Raw genomic sequence first — 15,135 nt, forward strand, 5'->3', positions numbered from 1 at the left:
CTGTGGACCTACCCGGGCCAGGGGAACGGCCTGTTCGGGTGGCGCATCAAGGTGGGCGATGGCTGGAACGTCATGACGGCCATCAGCGCGGCGGGTGACCTGACCGGAGACGGGGAGCCCGATCTCGTTGCCCGTGACACCAACGGGAGCCTGTGGACCTACCCGGGCCAGGGGAACGGCCTGTTCGGGTGGCGCATCAAGGTGGGCGATGGCTGGAACGTCATGACCGCCATCAGCTGATACAGGTGCACACAGTTATTTGAGGCGAGGCAACGTCAGTGAGCGCCTGAAGCAGTCGGGGATTTCTGTAGCAGCGCAGAAGCTATCGCCGGTGGCGGCCAAAACCGCCGCCGAGGGAGGGCTGGCTCCTGGATCTCCCGAGACCAGGAGCCAGCCCTCGGCGCAGCCCCGATGAAGACTGGATGGGCCCTCCCCAGCGAGGTGGCCACCGCCCGCAAGACGCCCCTAGCTAGCGGAAGCCGCGCGCGTTCAACCCGATCAGGTTAAGTACGTCCTTCTGCATGGCCAGTGCCGCCCCCTTCGGGCTGGACCGCCCGCCCTGCACAGTGACATCCCCGGCCTCCGGGCAGCTAAAAACCGCAGCCTTCTCCGGGCCGGCAATGGAGAAAAGCGGGTCAGCTGCTGAAACTTCTTCCAAGCGGACAGTAACCATCATGGGTCGCGCCAGGGAGGCGCCGGCCACCGCGCGCAAACGAAGTCCTGCCCCAGCGGCGGCCACCGCCCTGGCAGGCGTGGTGGAGCCGATCGGCTCCGCCTCCACGGCAATCCGGGAAACATCCCAGTTCCAGAGAAGCCCGGCGATCAGCCGTACCTTGGTGGCCGAGTCCTTCCCGGAAAGGTCTGCGGAAGGGTCTGCCTCCGCAATACCGCGGCGCTGTGCCTCCAGCACGGCGGACTCCAGCCCCGCGCCGCGGGAAAGCTCGTCCAGGATGAAGGTGGACGTGCCGTTGGGGCAGGCCCGGACGGCGTTGCAACCCATGCCCCTCACGGCAACACGGGCCATGTCCGCAGTGGGAAGCGCCGCTCCGGTGGCTCCGGAAATACGGATCCGGCTCCCACCTTCCCCGGCCGCACGTTCGAGGTCCCGCCAGTGGCTCAGGATGTGGCTCTTGGTGGCTGTCACCACATCCACGCCACCCCTCAGGGCAGCAAGCGCCTCCTGCAACGCGCGCGAGTGAGCTTCGGGCGAGGATGGCAGTGCCTGGACCAGGACGCCAGCCCGGGTAAGGGCCAGCGTCTCTTCAATGGACCGCACCGGCGCCCAGGAGGAGCGCCCCGGCACACCACCGCCGGGCGCAAGCAAGACTTCGGCCGCCCGGCCCCGGATGGCAGCAACCTGCAGCGGAGAAGCCTGCTCCTGGACAGCATCGGCAAAGGCGCGGCCCACGGCACCGAAGCCGGACAGAACCAGCCGCACGGGTTCCACCACCCCCCTACTTCTTCGTCATCCTGTACCGCTCGATCTGCCGCAACCGCCGCAGGAGGCTGTCGCGCCGCGGGTGCGGGACGGCGTCGGGCTCTTCCGCGGTGAGATCGATGTGTTTGGTGCCGTACTGCCAGAGCAGCAGGTCGTCCAGGAGCCGGTCCGGGCCGGGGGAGTAGCGGTGGTCCAGGGCCTTGCGGACCTCCGTGATCCGGTTGGCGCTGAGCAGTCCCGCCAGCTGCATGGTCTGGTTGAGCCCGTGCGCGGCGAGGAGCTCGGCCGCCCAGCCCCAGTCATCGTCCACCTTGCGGTCCACGTGCGGGAGCAGGGTCCGCCAGACGTCCCGGATCCGGTTGGGGGTGAGCGGGGCCGCGCCCTCGCCATCCATGTCCCAGAAGCTGCGCACTTCCTCGTAGCTTTCGTGCAGGTCAGCGAACGCCGTCTCCACGGTTTCCAGCATGGCCGCGGTGGCGGTGAACTGCCGGTCGAAGTGCGGCGTCCAGGCGCGCGGGTCCTCTGCCTTGAACCGGATGTCGTGCTCAATCTCGCTCCACGCGTGGGCGAAAATGGTGCGGATCTGGCACTCGAAGAAGTAGCTGCCGTTGGGCTGCAGATCCGGGTTGAAGACCTGCTGGTACTCCTTGACGGCTTCATTCTGGATGGTGCGCAGGATCAGGTGCCGGCTCGAATACCCGTAGGTGCCGGACTCGATGGAGCCGATGTCCTTTTCACGGTCGCCGCGGCAGTCGAAGAGCTGCCGCTGGCGCTTGATGATGTTGGCCACCGCGGCATTCTCCGCCGGCAGCTTGGTGATCACCCGGATGCCCACCATGTCATTAAGCGTGCGGAACGGGTCCGGAAACTTCAGGAGCCTCCGCCCGCCCGGCTCAAGCGGCTCCTCGGTGCGCGAGATCTTCTCTTTGAAGGATTCCACCGTCTTGGTGCGGCCCGTGACGAACAGCGGCGTGACCTCGCTGTCCTTCAGCATGTCCCGCAAAACCAGCAGGACATCACGGGTAACCAGCTTCAGGGCAGGCCGGACGCGCTCATAGATCTCCACGTTGTGCTGCACCGACTCACGCAGCGGTGCGTCCAGACTTTCCCAGTTACTCGCCATGGTCCCAGCTTACGGCGGGGGTATGACAGAACGACGGCGGCGCGGAGCCGGCTGGTCTCCCGGGGTGCCCCGCGCGATGCCCCTATCGCCAGGCCTCCCGACCCGGTGGGGCCTGGGACGCGAAAGGGGGCCCCGGGGGGAGGCCAAAGTGTTGACCCGCCGCGCGGGCGGGCCTAGATTCCTTCCCAACTGGGGGCAGCGGCCGTTGAGCCGCCGGCATCGGTCTGGTCGCCGCGAAGGCACACGACAATTCCCCTCCGGCGGCGTGAGCGTCGCTGCGGTGAGCAGGGACCCCCGCCGCCCGCACTTTCCAGGACTGCAACCATGACCAACCAGACGAAGACCCGCCGCATCGCCGCGGCAGCAGTGGCACTTATGGCGGCCGGTGCGGCCGGGATCAACGCGGCGCAGGCAGCACCCCAGGACAGCCCGGCCCGGTATGGGCACGGCGCCGCGGGAAGCGGCGACCCCTACTTTCCCTACGCGGGCAACGGCGGGTACGACGTCCTGCACTATGACCTGGCCCTGCAATACACTCTGCCGGCGGATCCGGCCGCACTCGCCGGGAAGCTCGCAGGGGAGGCAACCATTACCCTCCGCGCCACCCAGGACCTGGACAGCCTTAACTTCGACCTGCGCGGCCTTGCGGTGACGGCGGTGGAGGTGGACGGCAAGGACGTCAGCCACGGTGCGGGCCCTTCCGGCTGGACACAGGTGCAGGATGACGCCAACCGCACCTGGGAGCTCACCGTGGGACTCCGGACAAAACTGAAGGCAGGCCAGAAAACCACCATCACTGTCGACTACGGCGGGACCACGGGACGGCCGGAAGATACCACGGGGGCTCTCTACGGCTGGGTCACCACCGCTGACGGGGCCATGGTGGTCAACGAGCCCGATGGCGCGCCCACATGGTTTCCCGTAAATGATGACCCCGAAGACAAAGCCACCTACTCCTTCCACATCACGGTCCCGGAAGGGAAAACAGCGGTGGCCAATGGCCTGCCCGACGGCAAGCCCAAAACCAATGCCGGGTGGACAACGTGGACCTGGGAAGCGGCGGATCCGATGGCCAGCTACCTTGCAACGGCGAGCGTCGGTGACTACACCCTCACGTACGCCAAAGGACCCCACGGCCTGCCGATCATCAATGCGGTGGATGACGGCGTGGCAGGAGCCGAGCTGGAGAAAACCACCGCAGCCCTCGCACTGCAGCCCCAGATGATCACGTTCCTGTCCGGCCTGTTCGGACGGTACCCCTTCGAGGCTTTCGGCGCGGTTGTGGACGATGATTCCGTGGATTACGCCCTGGAGACCCAAACCCGGCCGCTCTATTCAGGGGCTGCCGATGAGGCCACCGTCGTCCATGAACTGGGACATCAGTGGTTCGGCAACGACGTCAGCCCGGCAGATTGGAAGGACATCTGGCTCAACGAGGGCTGGGCAACCTACATTGAGTGGCTGTGGGCCGACCATGCGGGCCACGCGACCGTGGCGCAGCAATTCGCGGACACCGTGGCGGAACTGGACAGCAAGAACCTCTGGGCGGTGAACATTGCCGATCCCGGCCGGGACAACCTCTTTGCGGCGGAGGTTTACAACCGGGGTGCCGCCGCCCTCCATGCCCTGCGAGCCAAGGTGGGGGACAAGGCGTTCTTTGCGGGAGCCAGCGATTGGCTGGACCGCTACAGCAACTCCTCGGCCACAACGGACGACTTTGAACAGGTGATGGAGGCGGCTTCCGGCCTGGAGCTTGACGCGTTCTTCAATGACTGGCTGCGGGAAGGGAACCGGCCGGCGATGCCGTAGTGGACCCGCGCACCACCAGCGACGTCTCCAGGGTGACGCCGCCGTGCCCCAGCGACTTCCCCTCCATGAGGCCGCGCAGCTGCTCGCCGGCCTTCTGGCCCAGGGCCGTGGCGGGCAGGTGCACACTGGTCAGGCCCGGATTGCTGGTGGCCGAATAGGGCAGATCGTCGAACCCGGCCACGGCCAGCTCCTCCGGGATCCGGATCCCTGCCACGCGCGCTTCCTGCAGCACCCCGTATGCGTGGGTGTCGGTGGCGCAGGCGACGGCGGTCACCCCCGCGCGCTGCCACTCCGGCCACGCTTCGGCGAACGCACCCGCAGCCGCACCGACGTCGATGGTGGTGCTGATAATGCGCTCCGGGCTTACGGAGATGCCGCGCGAGGCGGCCTCCTCCAGGAACGCCGCGCGCCGGACCGCGAACGTCTCGGTGCCGGTCACGCTGTCCACGTAGGCCGCTTCCCTGTGCCCTGCATTAGCCAGGTGCGCCGCCAGCTGGCGCGCCCCGCTGGCCACATCAAGGTTCACGGAGGGCGCGTAGGACTCCAGCCCCGGCGCATCAAGCAGGACAAGGGGCGACGGCGACGCGAGGTCTTCGAGGAACCGTGCGTTGGGTGCGTCCACCAGCAGCCCCGCCGGGCGGAGGGACATCAGCCGCCGGACGTCGTCGGCCTCCGGAAACTCGCCGGCCTCGGTGACGGACAGCAGCAGCTGGTACTGCGGGCCCAGCGATTCCCGCACACCTGCGATCACCTTGGCGAAGAACGGGTTGGAGATATCCGGCGCCACCAGGATCACGATCGAGCTGACGCCCTTGGCCAGGGAACTGCCGATCCCGTCCACCACGTACCCCAGCTCCGCAATGGCCTCCCGCACCCGGGAAATGTTGTCCTCGGCCACGCGGCCGGCCGTCTTGCCGTTGGCCACCAGCGACACCGTGGCCACCGAAACGCCGGCCCGCGCGGCGACCATCGCCGCCGTCACCCGCCGCGGCCGTGGCCGTTGCTGCTGCACCTGTTCCCCGGAATCCATACTTTGATCGTAGTAGGCACCGGCGCACACAGGTCCCGGCCCCGAAAGGCTTGCAAGGCGAGCAGCGTTCCCTTCCTTGTCGCATATGGCATCAAGCGTTTGACGTGCGGCAACAGCGGACGTCACGTTAAGCGCTTGACGTGCACCGCAAAACCCTGCCATGATCACTCGCGGAAGACTTAGAACCCCTGCCGTGAGGCAGGGCCCCAATGACGTGGAGCACCATCGTGGAACCAAATCCCCGGACCAGCACCAGCGAGCCCCGGAAGAACCAGCCTGAACCCCGGAAGATCATCCTGGACTGCGACCCCGGCCACGATGACGCCGTGGCCCTGCTGCTGGCACACGGCAACCCCAACATCGAACTGCTGGCCGTCACCACGGTGGTGGGCAACCAGACCCTCGAAAAAGTCACCCGCAACGCCCTGGCCGTCGGCACCATCGCCGGCATCACCGGCGTCCCCTTCGCCGCCGGCTGCCCCCGCCCGCTGGTCCGCAGCATCGAAACCGCACCGGACATCCACGGCGAGTCCGGCATGGACGGCCCCGCCCTCCCTGAGTCCACCATCGAGCTGGACCCGCGCCACGCCGTCGACCTCATCATCGACACCGTCATGGCGCACGAGCCCGGCACCGTCACCCTGGTCCCCACCGCCGGCCTGACCAACATCGCCCTGGCTGCCCGCAAGGAACCGCGCATCGTGGAACGCGTCAGGGAATTGGTCCTCATGGGCGGCGGCTACCACGTGGGCAACTGGAGCGCCGTGGCCGAATTCAACATCATCATCGACCCCGAAGCCGCGCACATCGTCTTCAACGAAAAGTGGCCCGTGGTGATGGTGGGCCTGGACCTCACCCACCAGGCGCTGGCCACCCCGGAGGTAGTGGAGAAGATCGCCGCCATCGGCACCGGCCCGGCGAAATTCGTCACCGAGCTGATGGACTTCTTCGCCCACACCTACAAGGACGCCCAGGGCTTCGACTACCCGCCGGTCCACGATCCCTGCGCCGTCGCGTACGTCATCGACCCCAGCATCGTCAGCACCCGCAAGGTCCCCGTCAACATCGAACTCCAGGGCACGCTGACCCTGGGCATGACCGTGGCGGACTTCCGCGCCCCGGCCCCCGCCGACTGCCACACCAGCGTGGCCGTGGACCTGGACCACGCACGGTTCTGGGACCTCGTCACCGACGCACTGGTCCGCATCGGCGAGCCCGGCACCGGCGACAAAAACAGCAACACCCAAGCGGACGACGGCGACCCGCGCCGAGGCGCGGCGCCCACCCAAGGCAACACGGCCGACGTCGTACGCCCGGAAAGTGCCTCCCTCACCACCGGAGGGGTCAAGTAGATGGCCACCGCAACCATGACTGAAACCAAGACCGGCCGCGGCAACATCGCCGCCCTCATGACCGCCCTGCTGGCCGCCTGCGTGGCGTTCCAGCTCAACGCCTCCATGCTCAGCCCCGCCCTGGTGACCATGGGCCGGGAACTCAAGGCGGACCAGGCCCTGATCGGGCTCTCGCAGACCTGGTTCTTCACCGCCGCCGCGCTGTTCTCCCTGTTCCTGCCGCGCCTGAGCGACATCATCGGCCGCAAGAAGGTCCTGGTGGGCATGATGCTGCTCATGGCCGTGGGCTCCGTCATCGCCGCGCTCGCGCCGGACATCACGTGGCTGTTCGTGGGCCGCATCATCCAGGGCGTCAGCGGACCCACCGTCCCGCTCTGCCTGATCATGCTGCGCTCCGCCGTCAGCAACCCGCGCAAGTACGGCACCCTGATGGGCCTTATTACTGCCGTCAACGGCGGCGTGGCCGGTGTGGACTCGTTCGTGGGCGGCTACTTCGCCGAGCACTTCGGCTTCCGCAGCATCTTCTGGCTGATGGTGGTCCTGGCCGTCGCGGCCACCGCCCTCATCATGTTCCTCGCCACCGAGAGCAAGCCCGGCGCCGGCACCCGCATGGACTGGCGGGGCGTGTTCTTCATCGTGGTGGCCGTGGGGGCCCTGCTGACCGCGCTGAACGAGGCCGCCAAGCTTGTGGCCGGCTTCGACTCCGGCACGCTCATGCTGAGCCTCGCCCTGGTGCTGGTGTCCGCCGTCGCGTTCTTCGCGTTCTGGCGCACCGAACAGCGCGCCGCCCAGCCCATGGTGGAAACCGTGCACCTGCGCCAGCGCGCAACCTGGGCCCCGCTGCTCACCACCACCCTGACCATGACCGGCATCTTCGCCGTGATCAACGGCATCGTGCCCGCCTACGTCCAGGCCGCCTCGCCGGGGTTCGGCGTGGGACCCACCGAGATGTCGCTGATCATCCTTACTCCGTACGCCCTGCTGGGCTGGCTGGTGGGCCCGCTCAGCGGCAGGCTGGCACCCGTCCTCGGGTACACCAAGGTGCTGCGGATCGGGCTGCTGGGCAGCATCGCCGCGCTCGCCGTCATCGCGTTCCTGGGCCTGCACAGCCTGCCGATGATGATCGCCGGAACAGTCTTGCTGGGCATCATGTACGCCGGTACGGTCAACATCATGCTCAATGGACTCGGCGTTGTCCTCTCGCCCACCGGCAACCCCGGCTTTCTTCCCGGCATGAACGCGGGCGCCTTCAACCTGGGCGCAGGGCTGAGTTTCCTGATCCTGCCCGCCGTGCTGGTGGCGACGTCGGCGTTCGGCGACGCGACGGCGTCATACCTCACCGTCGTGGTGGTTGGCCTGGCCCTGACCGTGGCAGCGTTTGCGGCGTCGCTGCTGATCCCCAAGCCGGTTGAGGCCGAGGTGGCACCGTGAGTGCTGCCGCCGCTTCTGGCCGGATCGTCGTCGTCGGCTCCCTGAACGCGGACCTCACCATCTACTGCGAGCGGCTTCCGCAGCCCGGCGAAACCGTGCAGGGCAACGGGTTCGCCGTGAATCCCGGCGGCAAGAGCGCCAACCAGGCCGTGGCCGCAGCGCGGCTGGGCGGCCACGTCAGCCTGGTGGGTGCGGTGGGGGAGGACGCCAACGGCAACATGCTCGAGGCCTCGGTGGCCGGCGCAGGCGTGGACGTCAGCCACGTGCGCACGTCCAGCGAGCCCACTGGTGTCGCCGTGATCGCCGTGGACGCCCGCGGCGAGAACAACATCATCATCTCGGCCGGCGCCAACGGCACCCTGTCCCCGGCGGACGTGGCCGGCGCGGCGGAGGTCCTTGAGGGGGCCGCCGTGGTGAGCCTCTGCCTGGAGGTCAGCATGGACACGGTGCTGGCTGCTGCCCAGGCAGGGCACGACGCCGGCGCCACGGTTCTGCTGAACCTGTCGCCTTACGCGGAGGTTCCGTCAGCCCTGGCCGGGTTGGCGGACGTCCTGCTGGTCAACGCGCATGAGGCCGCGCTGTTCCTGGCTTCTGCCATTCCCGGGGCGGAGGCTCCGGCCGGGGAGTGGGACGCGGTGCGGGAGCGGTTTGCCGGCCGGGGGATCCGGCAGGTGCTGGTGACGCTGGGTTCGCGGGGGTCCGTGGTGCTGGATTCGCTGGCTTCTCCCGGCGCCCGGGTGACCCGCGTCCAGCCCACCACGGTGGGGGCCGTGGACACCACCGGCGCGGGCGACGCCTTCACCGGAGCAGTTGCCGTCCGGCTGGCAGCGGGTGATGCGCTGGCGGATGCTGCCGCGTTCGCCTCCGTTGCCGCGGCGCTGGCGACCACCCGCAAAGGGACGCAGGCGGCGTATCCGGAAGCGGCCGACGTCGAACGCCGCCTCGGTACGCCCTAACCGCATCAACTGCCCGCCGACCCACCCATCGATTGCTCCGTAATTGTCGTTTTCGCGCGTGAAAACGACAATTACGGAGCAACGGATGGGTTTAGGTAAGCGCGTCCAGGGTCACCCCGGTGTGTTGCGCGAGCTGCGTGAGCAGGGCGTCCTGGAACTGGGGGTCGTTGGCAGCCGGGTGCGGGGCCTGCCGGTGCTGGTGGTACCAGTAGCCGCCGCTGGACAATGCTTCGGGGTCATCACTGGTGGCCAGCCACTCCTGCGTGCGGTGGCCCAGTTCCAGGCTGTCCGGAGCCGACCGGCCGCCCATCCGGGTGGGCACCCAGCCGGGATCCACCGCGTTGCTGGCGACGCCCGGCACCAGCCGGGCCACCGCAGCCGACAGCGCAGTGACGTGCAGCTTGGTGGTGGAGTAGGAGGCCGTCGTCGTGCGCCCTGTCCAGTCCAGGCCGTCCAAACCGGTGTCGCCGCCCCGGTGCATGCCGCTGCTCAGGTAGATGAGCCGGCCGGGGCCGGGGATGAGTGCCGTCAGGAGGTACGGGGCCACGACGTTCACCGGTAGCAGCGCCGTGCCGCTGAGGACGCCGGCGTTGTGGATGACGGCATCGATCCCGCCGATCCCGTTGACGTCCTCCGCGATCTGCCGGACCTCGGCCAGGACGGCGAGATCTCCGACAACGCATTTTGCCCCGCGGTCCAGCAGGTGCTGTACTGCGGGGACCCGCAGGGAGGACCGCGCGTGCACGATGACGTCGTGGCCGTCCTGCAGCAGCGTGTCTGCAGTTGCGAGGCCAAGCCCGTCGGTGGATCCGGTGATGAAGACGCGTGCCATTCGCGGCCCTTCCTGGTAGCTGGGTTCTCCTTACGCTACCCGTGGCGCTCCCGCGGTCCAGTCCCTGCCTCGCCGGGACTGGATCAGCCGCGCTTCCTGCCCAGGATCAGTGCCAGCAGTCCTCCGAAGGCCAGGAACAGCAGCCCGACCACCAGCAGTCCGCTGTTGACGCCGGTGTCGGCCAGGGTCTTGGACTCAGAGGCGCTGGCCACTGCCGGTGCGGCGGTCCCGGCCGCTGCCGGGACGCGGGTACTGCCGGCAAACGGCTGGACAACGTAAGAGGCGGCACCGCCCGGGAAGGGCGCGGTGTGGTCAGCGGCATGGGCGGCTGCGCCGTTGGCAGCCAGAAGGCCGCCTGCGATGACGGCGCTGAGCAGGCATCCACGGATAGTGCGGTGCATCATTTGGAGTTCTCCTGAAAGTTGGTTCGGGCCTACTGCTTAGCCCGGGGATTGGCTCATTCGCGCTGGGCGGGAAGGGGCCTCAACTAGTCAGGAGATGATCCGGGGTCGAAGGACACCGGTGCCGGGGCAGTGCTCGAACCGCCCTTGATGGCGGCTGTGCGGGCCGCCGGGACCTGCAGGTCATGGACGCTGAGCCATGCGGGAACGGCGGTAACACCACCGCCGGACGCGCTGCTGGCGCCGGTGGCACCCGGAACGATAGGCGTCGGATCAGCCGGCCCGTGGAACGGCCGGCTTTGCGGATCCGCTCCCGACGCCAGCGGAGTCCCGGCAGCGGGCCTTATCCGGGGGTCGCACGCCGGGCCGTGGCTGTAGAACGATTGGCGGGGCGCGGGAATCTCGTGGAGGGACTGCACGGCAGCCGGTGCAGCGCCGGTGGTCCCGGCCGCGAGTTCAGCTGGCTGTGCAGGCACGCCATCACTGGCCGACGGAACGTCAGCACCGGCCGGGAGCGGCGGCGCCGCCGTCGTAAGCCCGGGGGTAACGGGAACGACGGTCCCCACGGTTTCGCCCATAACGCCATCCACAGTGCCAACGGCCGGATCCACCACCGTCGCCACGGCTCCTGCCGGCACTACCGTACTGACCACCGGAACAGCCTGCAGCGCGTCGTCGGCCGAGGCGCTGACATCCTCCACCACCGGGCGGAGGGGCGGCAATGCGGCAGGTGGCGGAGTGGCCGGAGCGCTTACCGGTCCGGATTCCGCTGGCGCCAGGACGTCAGTGGCCCGATGGGTGACGGTGGTGACCGATGCCACCGCGGCCTGGCCGGGCACCGGAAGCGGGCCACCGGGAGGGGAGGAATCAGCGGACGCTCCCGCGGCGGACAAGGCAATCCACGATGCGGCTGCCGCCACGGCGAGCAAAAGGAGGCGGAGAAAAGCCCAAACAGTGAGTTTTGACTTCATCCAGAACGCCTCCCCCAGGCTCACCTGCAACAATGCTGCCCACCATAAGCACAGCCGTACGGCAGAGTCCAACCACTTCAAGAACGCAATCAGCAGGAAGCGGTCGGATGTTTGCGCTGCTCAGGCCGCGTCTGTCGGGGCGGCGCGGTGGTCGATGCCGGCGGTCAGGCTGTCGATGCGGTCCATGGCTTCATTGAGTTGCTCGACGGCGGCCCACAAGTCCGGATGCTGCTGACGGACCTGCTCCAACGTGGCCCCGGTGGACCGAAGGGACCCGAGATCGAAACTGACATTCGTGCGGGCACCGGCCACGGCAGCGCGGAGGGCACCGAACGCGACCACGACGTCCGCGACCAGCGCACGGTTGCCGTTGATGGCCAGCCAGGCGAGGTCATCGACGGCTCCGATGGCGCGCTCGCCAAGGACAGCAGAGGACGCCGCGGCCTCCACGGATGCCCGGCGGATCGCCTCGTCCCGTTCCTCGCCCGGGTCCAGGCGGAAGGCGGCACCGAAAGCCTTGGAGGCGGATGCATCGTCATCTGCCAGGCGCAGGGCTTCCCGGCGCAGCGCCTGGGCCCGCGTCCGAATCCCGGCCGGCTCCCCGCCGTCGTCCTCCCCGTCGCCGCTGTAACCGGCGACCATCGACGTCAGCGACGCCGCCACCGCCAGCATCAGGCCGGTCCCCGCGCCACCACCTGGCGACCCCGTGGACTCCGCCAGCGCGCGTGTCCACTCCTCAACAGTGGATTCCTGGGTGGTTACTTCAGCCTCTTCCATGCCAGGAACCGTGCCCACAACGGCCACCGGCTAAACGGAAACGGCGGCAATGCCCACACTGGCCCAGTTATGCCGGCGGGACCTTGGGAAATCCAAGGTCCCGCCGCCGGCTGCCGTCCAAAAGTGGGCCAGTCTGACACCGTGGCCACGGCGCCCGCCTGTAGTGTCGGCAGGGTGCAACGCCACCGCTATGACTACGGCCAGGACCCCAGCCAGTGGGGCGAGCTTTTCCTACCGGATCTTCCGGCCGGCGGTAAACACCGGGGCGTGGTGGTGGTGATCCACGGCGGCTACTGGCGCTCCACGTACGGGGCCGAGCTTGGGGAGCCGCTGGCCAGAGACCTCGCGGAACACGGCATGGCCGCCTGGAACCTGGAGTACCGCCGTGCCGGCAACGGCGGCGGCTGGCCGGGCACGTTCCAGGACATCCTGGCAGGCATCGACAAGCTTGCCGCGCTCGCAGGGCCGCACTCGCTGGACCTGGGTAGGGTGGTGGCGCTGGGGCACTCGGCCGGCGGCCACTTGGCGGTGTGGGCCGCGGGCCGGAACCGGTTGGACCGGCTTGGGGCGGCGGAAGCCCGCGAGGTGGAGAACGGGGCCGACGGCGTGCGCCTCACCGGGGTGGTGAGCCAGTCCGGCGTGCTCAACCTGGCCGAGGCCGAAAGGCTGCGCCTCAGCAACGGTGCGGTGGGCAATCTGCTGGGCGGGCCGCCGTCGGACTTCCCGGGGCGCCACCGCATGGCCGACCCCATGGTGGCGCTGCCCCTGGACGTTCCCGTCTACGCCGTCCACACAACCGAAGATGAGGATGTTCCCCTGGTCATGTCCACGACCTACGTGGACGCAAGCCGTTCCGGGCCCGTCCCGGCGCAGCTGGTCACGGTACCGGGGGACCATTTCGCACTGATCGATCCCGCCGCGGAAGCGTATGTGTCGTGCCGGGAACTGGTGCGGCAGCTGCTGCACTGACACGAACTGCTGACGCCGCCGTCTTTCTGGCAGAGTATGACCATGCTCACAGTGATCGGCGAAGGCCTTGTTGACGTTGTCCAGCGCGCCTCGGGAATTGAGGCCCACGTGGGCGGAGGTCCCCTGAATGTCGCAGTTGGCCTGGCCCGGCTCGACCACCCGGTGCAGTTCATCGGCCGTTACGGCCGGGACGCGTACGGCGACTCGGTGGCCGCGCACCTGCGCGCGAGTTCGGTCATGCTGCCGCTGCCCCCGGACGAGTTGCCCACCAGCGTGGCCACCGCACTGATTGACGACGACGGCGCCGCCACCTACACGTTCGACCTCGCCTGGGCGCTGCCGCACCTGGCAGACCGGCTTGGCTTCATGCTGCAGGGAACCACCCTGGTGCATACCGGTTCCATTGCCACGATGCTGGTGCCCGGTGCCACCGAGGTGCTGGCCGCCGTCGAATACGCGCACCCGTCCGCCACCATCAGCTTTGACCCCAACTGCCGGCCCAGCATCATCAGGGACGTGGACTTCGCCCGGGAGCAGGCTGAAAAGTTTGTCACGTTGTCCGACGTGGTCAAGGCCTCGGATGAGGACCTGGCCTGGCTTTACCCGGGACAGGACGTGCTGGATTCGGCCCGTAAGTGGCTGGCGCTGGGCGGGGAAGAAGGTCCGGCGATGGTGGTGGTCACCCGCGGTGCGGACGGGCCGTGGGGTGTGTGCCGTGCCGGGGAAGCATCCGTGGCCGCCCCAAAGGTGGAGGTGGCGGACACCGTGGGGGCGGGGGATTCCTTCATGGCGGCGCTGCTGTCAGGCCTGGTGGACCGGGAGCTGGACGGCGCCCAGAACCGGCAGGACCTGCGCGATCTTCCTGTCGAGGGCCTGACTGAACTTTTGGCACACGCCGCCTGCGCCGCCGCTGTCACGGTGTCCCGCCCGGGCGCCAACCCGCCCACCCGGGAGGAGCTGCACGGGGCCGCGTTAAAGGAGGGTTAGGCGCTCGTCAAAGCTGCGGGACGCAGGGTCCGCTGCCCAGCAGGGCCAGACCGGCCCGGTCGCCGTCGGCGAGGTCCAGAACACCCATGTTTTCGGAGTGCATCAGTTGGGTTGGATCATCGACGTGGTCCAGGCCCAGCACGTGTCCGAGCTCGTGCATGATGATGGCGCGCACCTCCGCCGCGCCGTCCGGCCTGCTCGCCATGATGCCGGCAAGATCAGGAGCATCAAGGCGCACCTGGCCGGCTTCGAGGATCAGGGGCTGCCCGGCGGCCTCCACGTAGCCGCTGCCGCCAAGGCCGGCAACATTTCCTGCAAGGCCGGGCGTCTCAACGGGTGTTGACCAGGCGATGAGCACCGGCACCCACCGCTTTCCGTAGCGGTCAGGCTGGAAGGCTGACCGGTCATCAGACGGCGCTTCCGTGGTTGGTCCATCATCGACAAACTGCAGGCCGGATGCTTGGGAGACTGCCGCCACTGCTTCCCGGACCAGGACATCACCACCCGGCAACGCGTTGTCCGGCCGGACAGCGTAATGGACCGGGCGGCACGGATCGTACGCGACCAGCCGCTGGCCTTCTTTCGGCGACTCCTGCAGCACAAAGGCGGTAGAGCCCGTGCTTGCGGGTGGTGTGCCCAACGGCGCGGCAGCTGCTTCGTATCCCGGCGGCGGCATCTTCGCCCCGGGCAGGTATGGAGCCAAGACAGGAAGAACCATGCGGTCGAAGAGCGCCGGTGTGAAGTACAGGCAGGCCACCAGGGCGATCCCCAACACCGCGCTGAACCGTACCGACCGCTTGGGCTGGCGCCGTAGTTTCCTTGGCCGGCGGCGGAACCTCTTGCGGCCGGGCTGAGGAGGTTCCGTATTGCGCCACGGCGCGGGCGCCTCAGTGTTACCCAATGCTTCATCAATGGCCCACTGAGGGATCCGTCCGGTTGGGGAACGGCGGACATTTGCCGGCAGAAAGCCCGGTGTATCCGACAACTGATCCCTGTCTGTCCCAAAACCGTGCACCGGCATCCCCCAGTCTTTCGCAGCCCGCCGAAGGGCAACCCCCT

Annotated in this window: 14 protein-coding genes and 1 pseudogene; 7 read left to right on the top strand and 8 right to left on the bottom strand. The window is 68.4% G+C overall.

Features of this window, described 5'->3' with window-relative positions; translation table 11 throughout:
- A pseudogene (locus ACR65J_RS17925) lies at nt 1–240 on the top strand (S8 family serine peptidase); the annotation flags it as partial.
- 229 nt (nt 241–469) lie between these two features.
- On the opposite strand, the gene ACR65J_RS17930 reads toward ACR65J_RS17925, so the two are convergent.
- Together ACR65J_RS17930 and ACR65J_RS17935 are read right to left on the bottom strand one after the other, a co-directional pair.
- Nucleotides 470–1,450 (bottom strand): hypothetical protein, encoded by a 981-nt coding sequence (locus ACR65J_RS17930; RefSeq protein ID WP_440171600.1) that lies wholly within the window; start codon nt 1,448–1,450, stop codon nt 470–472.
- Nucleotides 1,451–1,454: 4 nt separating this feature from the next.
- Entirely contained in the window at nt 1,455–2,561 is a 1,107-nt protein-coding gene (locus ACR65J_RS17935; protein WP_440171602.1) for a GTP pyrophosphokinase, read from the bottom strand.
- Between the two features lie 324 nt (nt 2,562–2,885).
- Between ACR65J_RS17935 and ACR65J_RS17940 the strand changes: the two genes are divergently transcribed.
- On the top strand, nt 2,886–4,370 hold the full coding sequence (locus ACR65J_RS17940; RefSeq protein ID WP_440171604.1) for a M1 family metallopeptidase: 1,485 nt from the start codon (nt 2,886–2,888) through the stop codon (nt 4,368–4,370).
- On the opposite strand, the gene ACR65J_RS17945 is transcribed toward ACR65J_RS17940, so the two are convergent.
- Entirely contained in the window at nt 4,327–5,340 is a 1,014-nt protein-coding gene (locus ACR65J_RS17945; RefSeq protein ID WP_440171797.1) for a LacI family DNA-binding transcriptional regulator, read from the bottom strand. The two genes, ACR65J_RS17940 and ACR65J_RS17945, sit on opposite strands and share 44 nt — an antisense overlap.
- A gap of 269 nt (nt 5,341–5,609) precedes the next feature.
- On the opposite strand from ACR65J_RS17945, the gene uriH reads away from it, so the two are divergent.
- From uriH to ACR65J_RS17960, 3 genes are read left to right on the top strand one after another with little or no spacing between them, the layout of a single operon-like run.
- Nucleotides 5,610–6,752 (top strand): uridine-preferring nucleoside hydrolase UriH, encoded by a 1,143-nt coding sequence (gene uriH, locus ACR65J_RS17950; RefSeq protein ID WP_440171606.1) that lies wholly within the window; start codon nt 5,610–5,612, stop codon nt 6,750–6,752.
- Nucleotides 6,753–8,183 carry a uridine transporter UriT gene (gene uriT, locus ACR65J_RS17955; RefSeq protein ID WP_440171608.1) on the top strand — a complete coding sequence of 477 codons (1,431 nt, stop codon included), beginning with the start codon at nt 6,753–6,755 and terminating at the stop codon, nt 8,181–8,183.
- Nucleotides 8,180–9,139 (top strand): ribokinase, encoded by a 960-nt coding sequence (locus tag ACR65J_RS17960; RefSeq protein WP_440171610.1) that lies wholly within the window; start codon nt 8,180–8,182, stop codon nt 9,137–9,139. Before uriT ends, ACR65J_RS17960 begins: the two co-directional genes overlap by 4 nt.
- Before the next feature lie 91 nt (nt 9,140–9,230).
- Here ACR65J_RS17960 and ACR65J_RS17965 read toward each other — a convergent pair whose 3' ends face one another.
- The 4 genes from ACR65J_RS17965 to ACR65J_RS17980 all read right to left on the bottom strand — a co-directional run bounded on the left by ACR65J_RS17965 (nt 9,231) and on the right by ACR65J_RS17980 (nt 12,120).
- Nucleotides 9,231–9,971, bottom strand: coding sequence for an SDR family NAD(P)-dependent oxidoreductase (locus ACR65J_RS17965; RefSeq protein ID WP_440171612.1), 741 nt, complete (start codon nt 9,969–9,971; stop codon nt 9,231–9,233).
- A gap of 83 nt (nt 9,972–10,054) precedes the next feature.
- Nucleotides 10,055–10,375, bottom strand: a complete 321-nt coding sequence (locus ACR65J_RS17970; RefSeq protein ID WP_440171614.1) for a hypothetical protein — start codon at nt 10,373–10,375, stop codon at nt 10,055–10,057.
- A gap of 83 nt (nt 10,376–10,458) precedes the next feature.
- Nucleotides 10,459–11,343 carry a hypothetical protein gene (locus ACR65J_RS17975; protein WP_440171616.1) on the bottom strand — a complete coding sequence of 295 codons (885 nt, stop codon included), beginning with the start codon at nt 11,341–11,343 and terminating at the stop codon, nt 10,459–10,461.
- Nucleotides 11,344–11,463: 120 nt separating this feature from the next.
- Nucleotides 11,464–12,120, bottom strand: a complete 657-nt coding sequence (locus tag ACR65J_RS17980; protein WP_440171618.1) for a cyclodeaminase/cyclohydrolase family protein — start codon at nt 12,118–12,120, stop codon at nt 11,464–11,466.
- Nucleotides 12,121–12,294: 174 nt separating this feature from the next.
- Here ACR65J_RS17980 and ACR65J_RS17985 point away from each other — a divergent pair, with 174 nt between their 5' ends.
- Entirely contained in the window at nt 12,295–13,089 is a 795-nt protein-coding gene (locus ACR65J_RS17985; RefSeq protein ID WP_440171620.1) for an alpha/beta hydrolase, read from the top strand.
- Between the two features lie 36 nt (nt 13,090–13,125).
- On the top strand, nt 13,126–14,076 hold the full coding sequence (locus tag ACR65J_RS17990; RefSeq protein WP_440171622.1) for a carbohydrate kinase family protein: 951 nt from the start codon (nt 13,126–13,128) through the stop codon (nt 14,074–14,076).
- 7 nt (nt 14,077–14,083) lie between these two features.
- Here the strand turns inward: ACR65J_RS17990 and ACR65J_RS17995 are convergent, their stop codons facing one another.
- Complete coding sequence (locus ACR65J_RS17995) at nt 14,084–14,851, bottom strand: matrixin family metalloprotease (protein WP_440171624.1); 768 nt, start codon at nt 14,849–14,851, stop codon at nt 14,084–14,086.
- Nucleotides 14,852–15,135: the final 284 nt, after the last annotated feature.

This window comes from Arthrobacter sp. SAFR-044 (genome assembly GCF_059414985.1).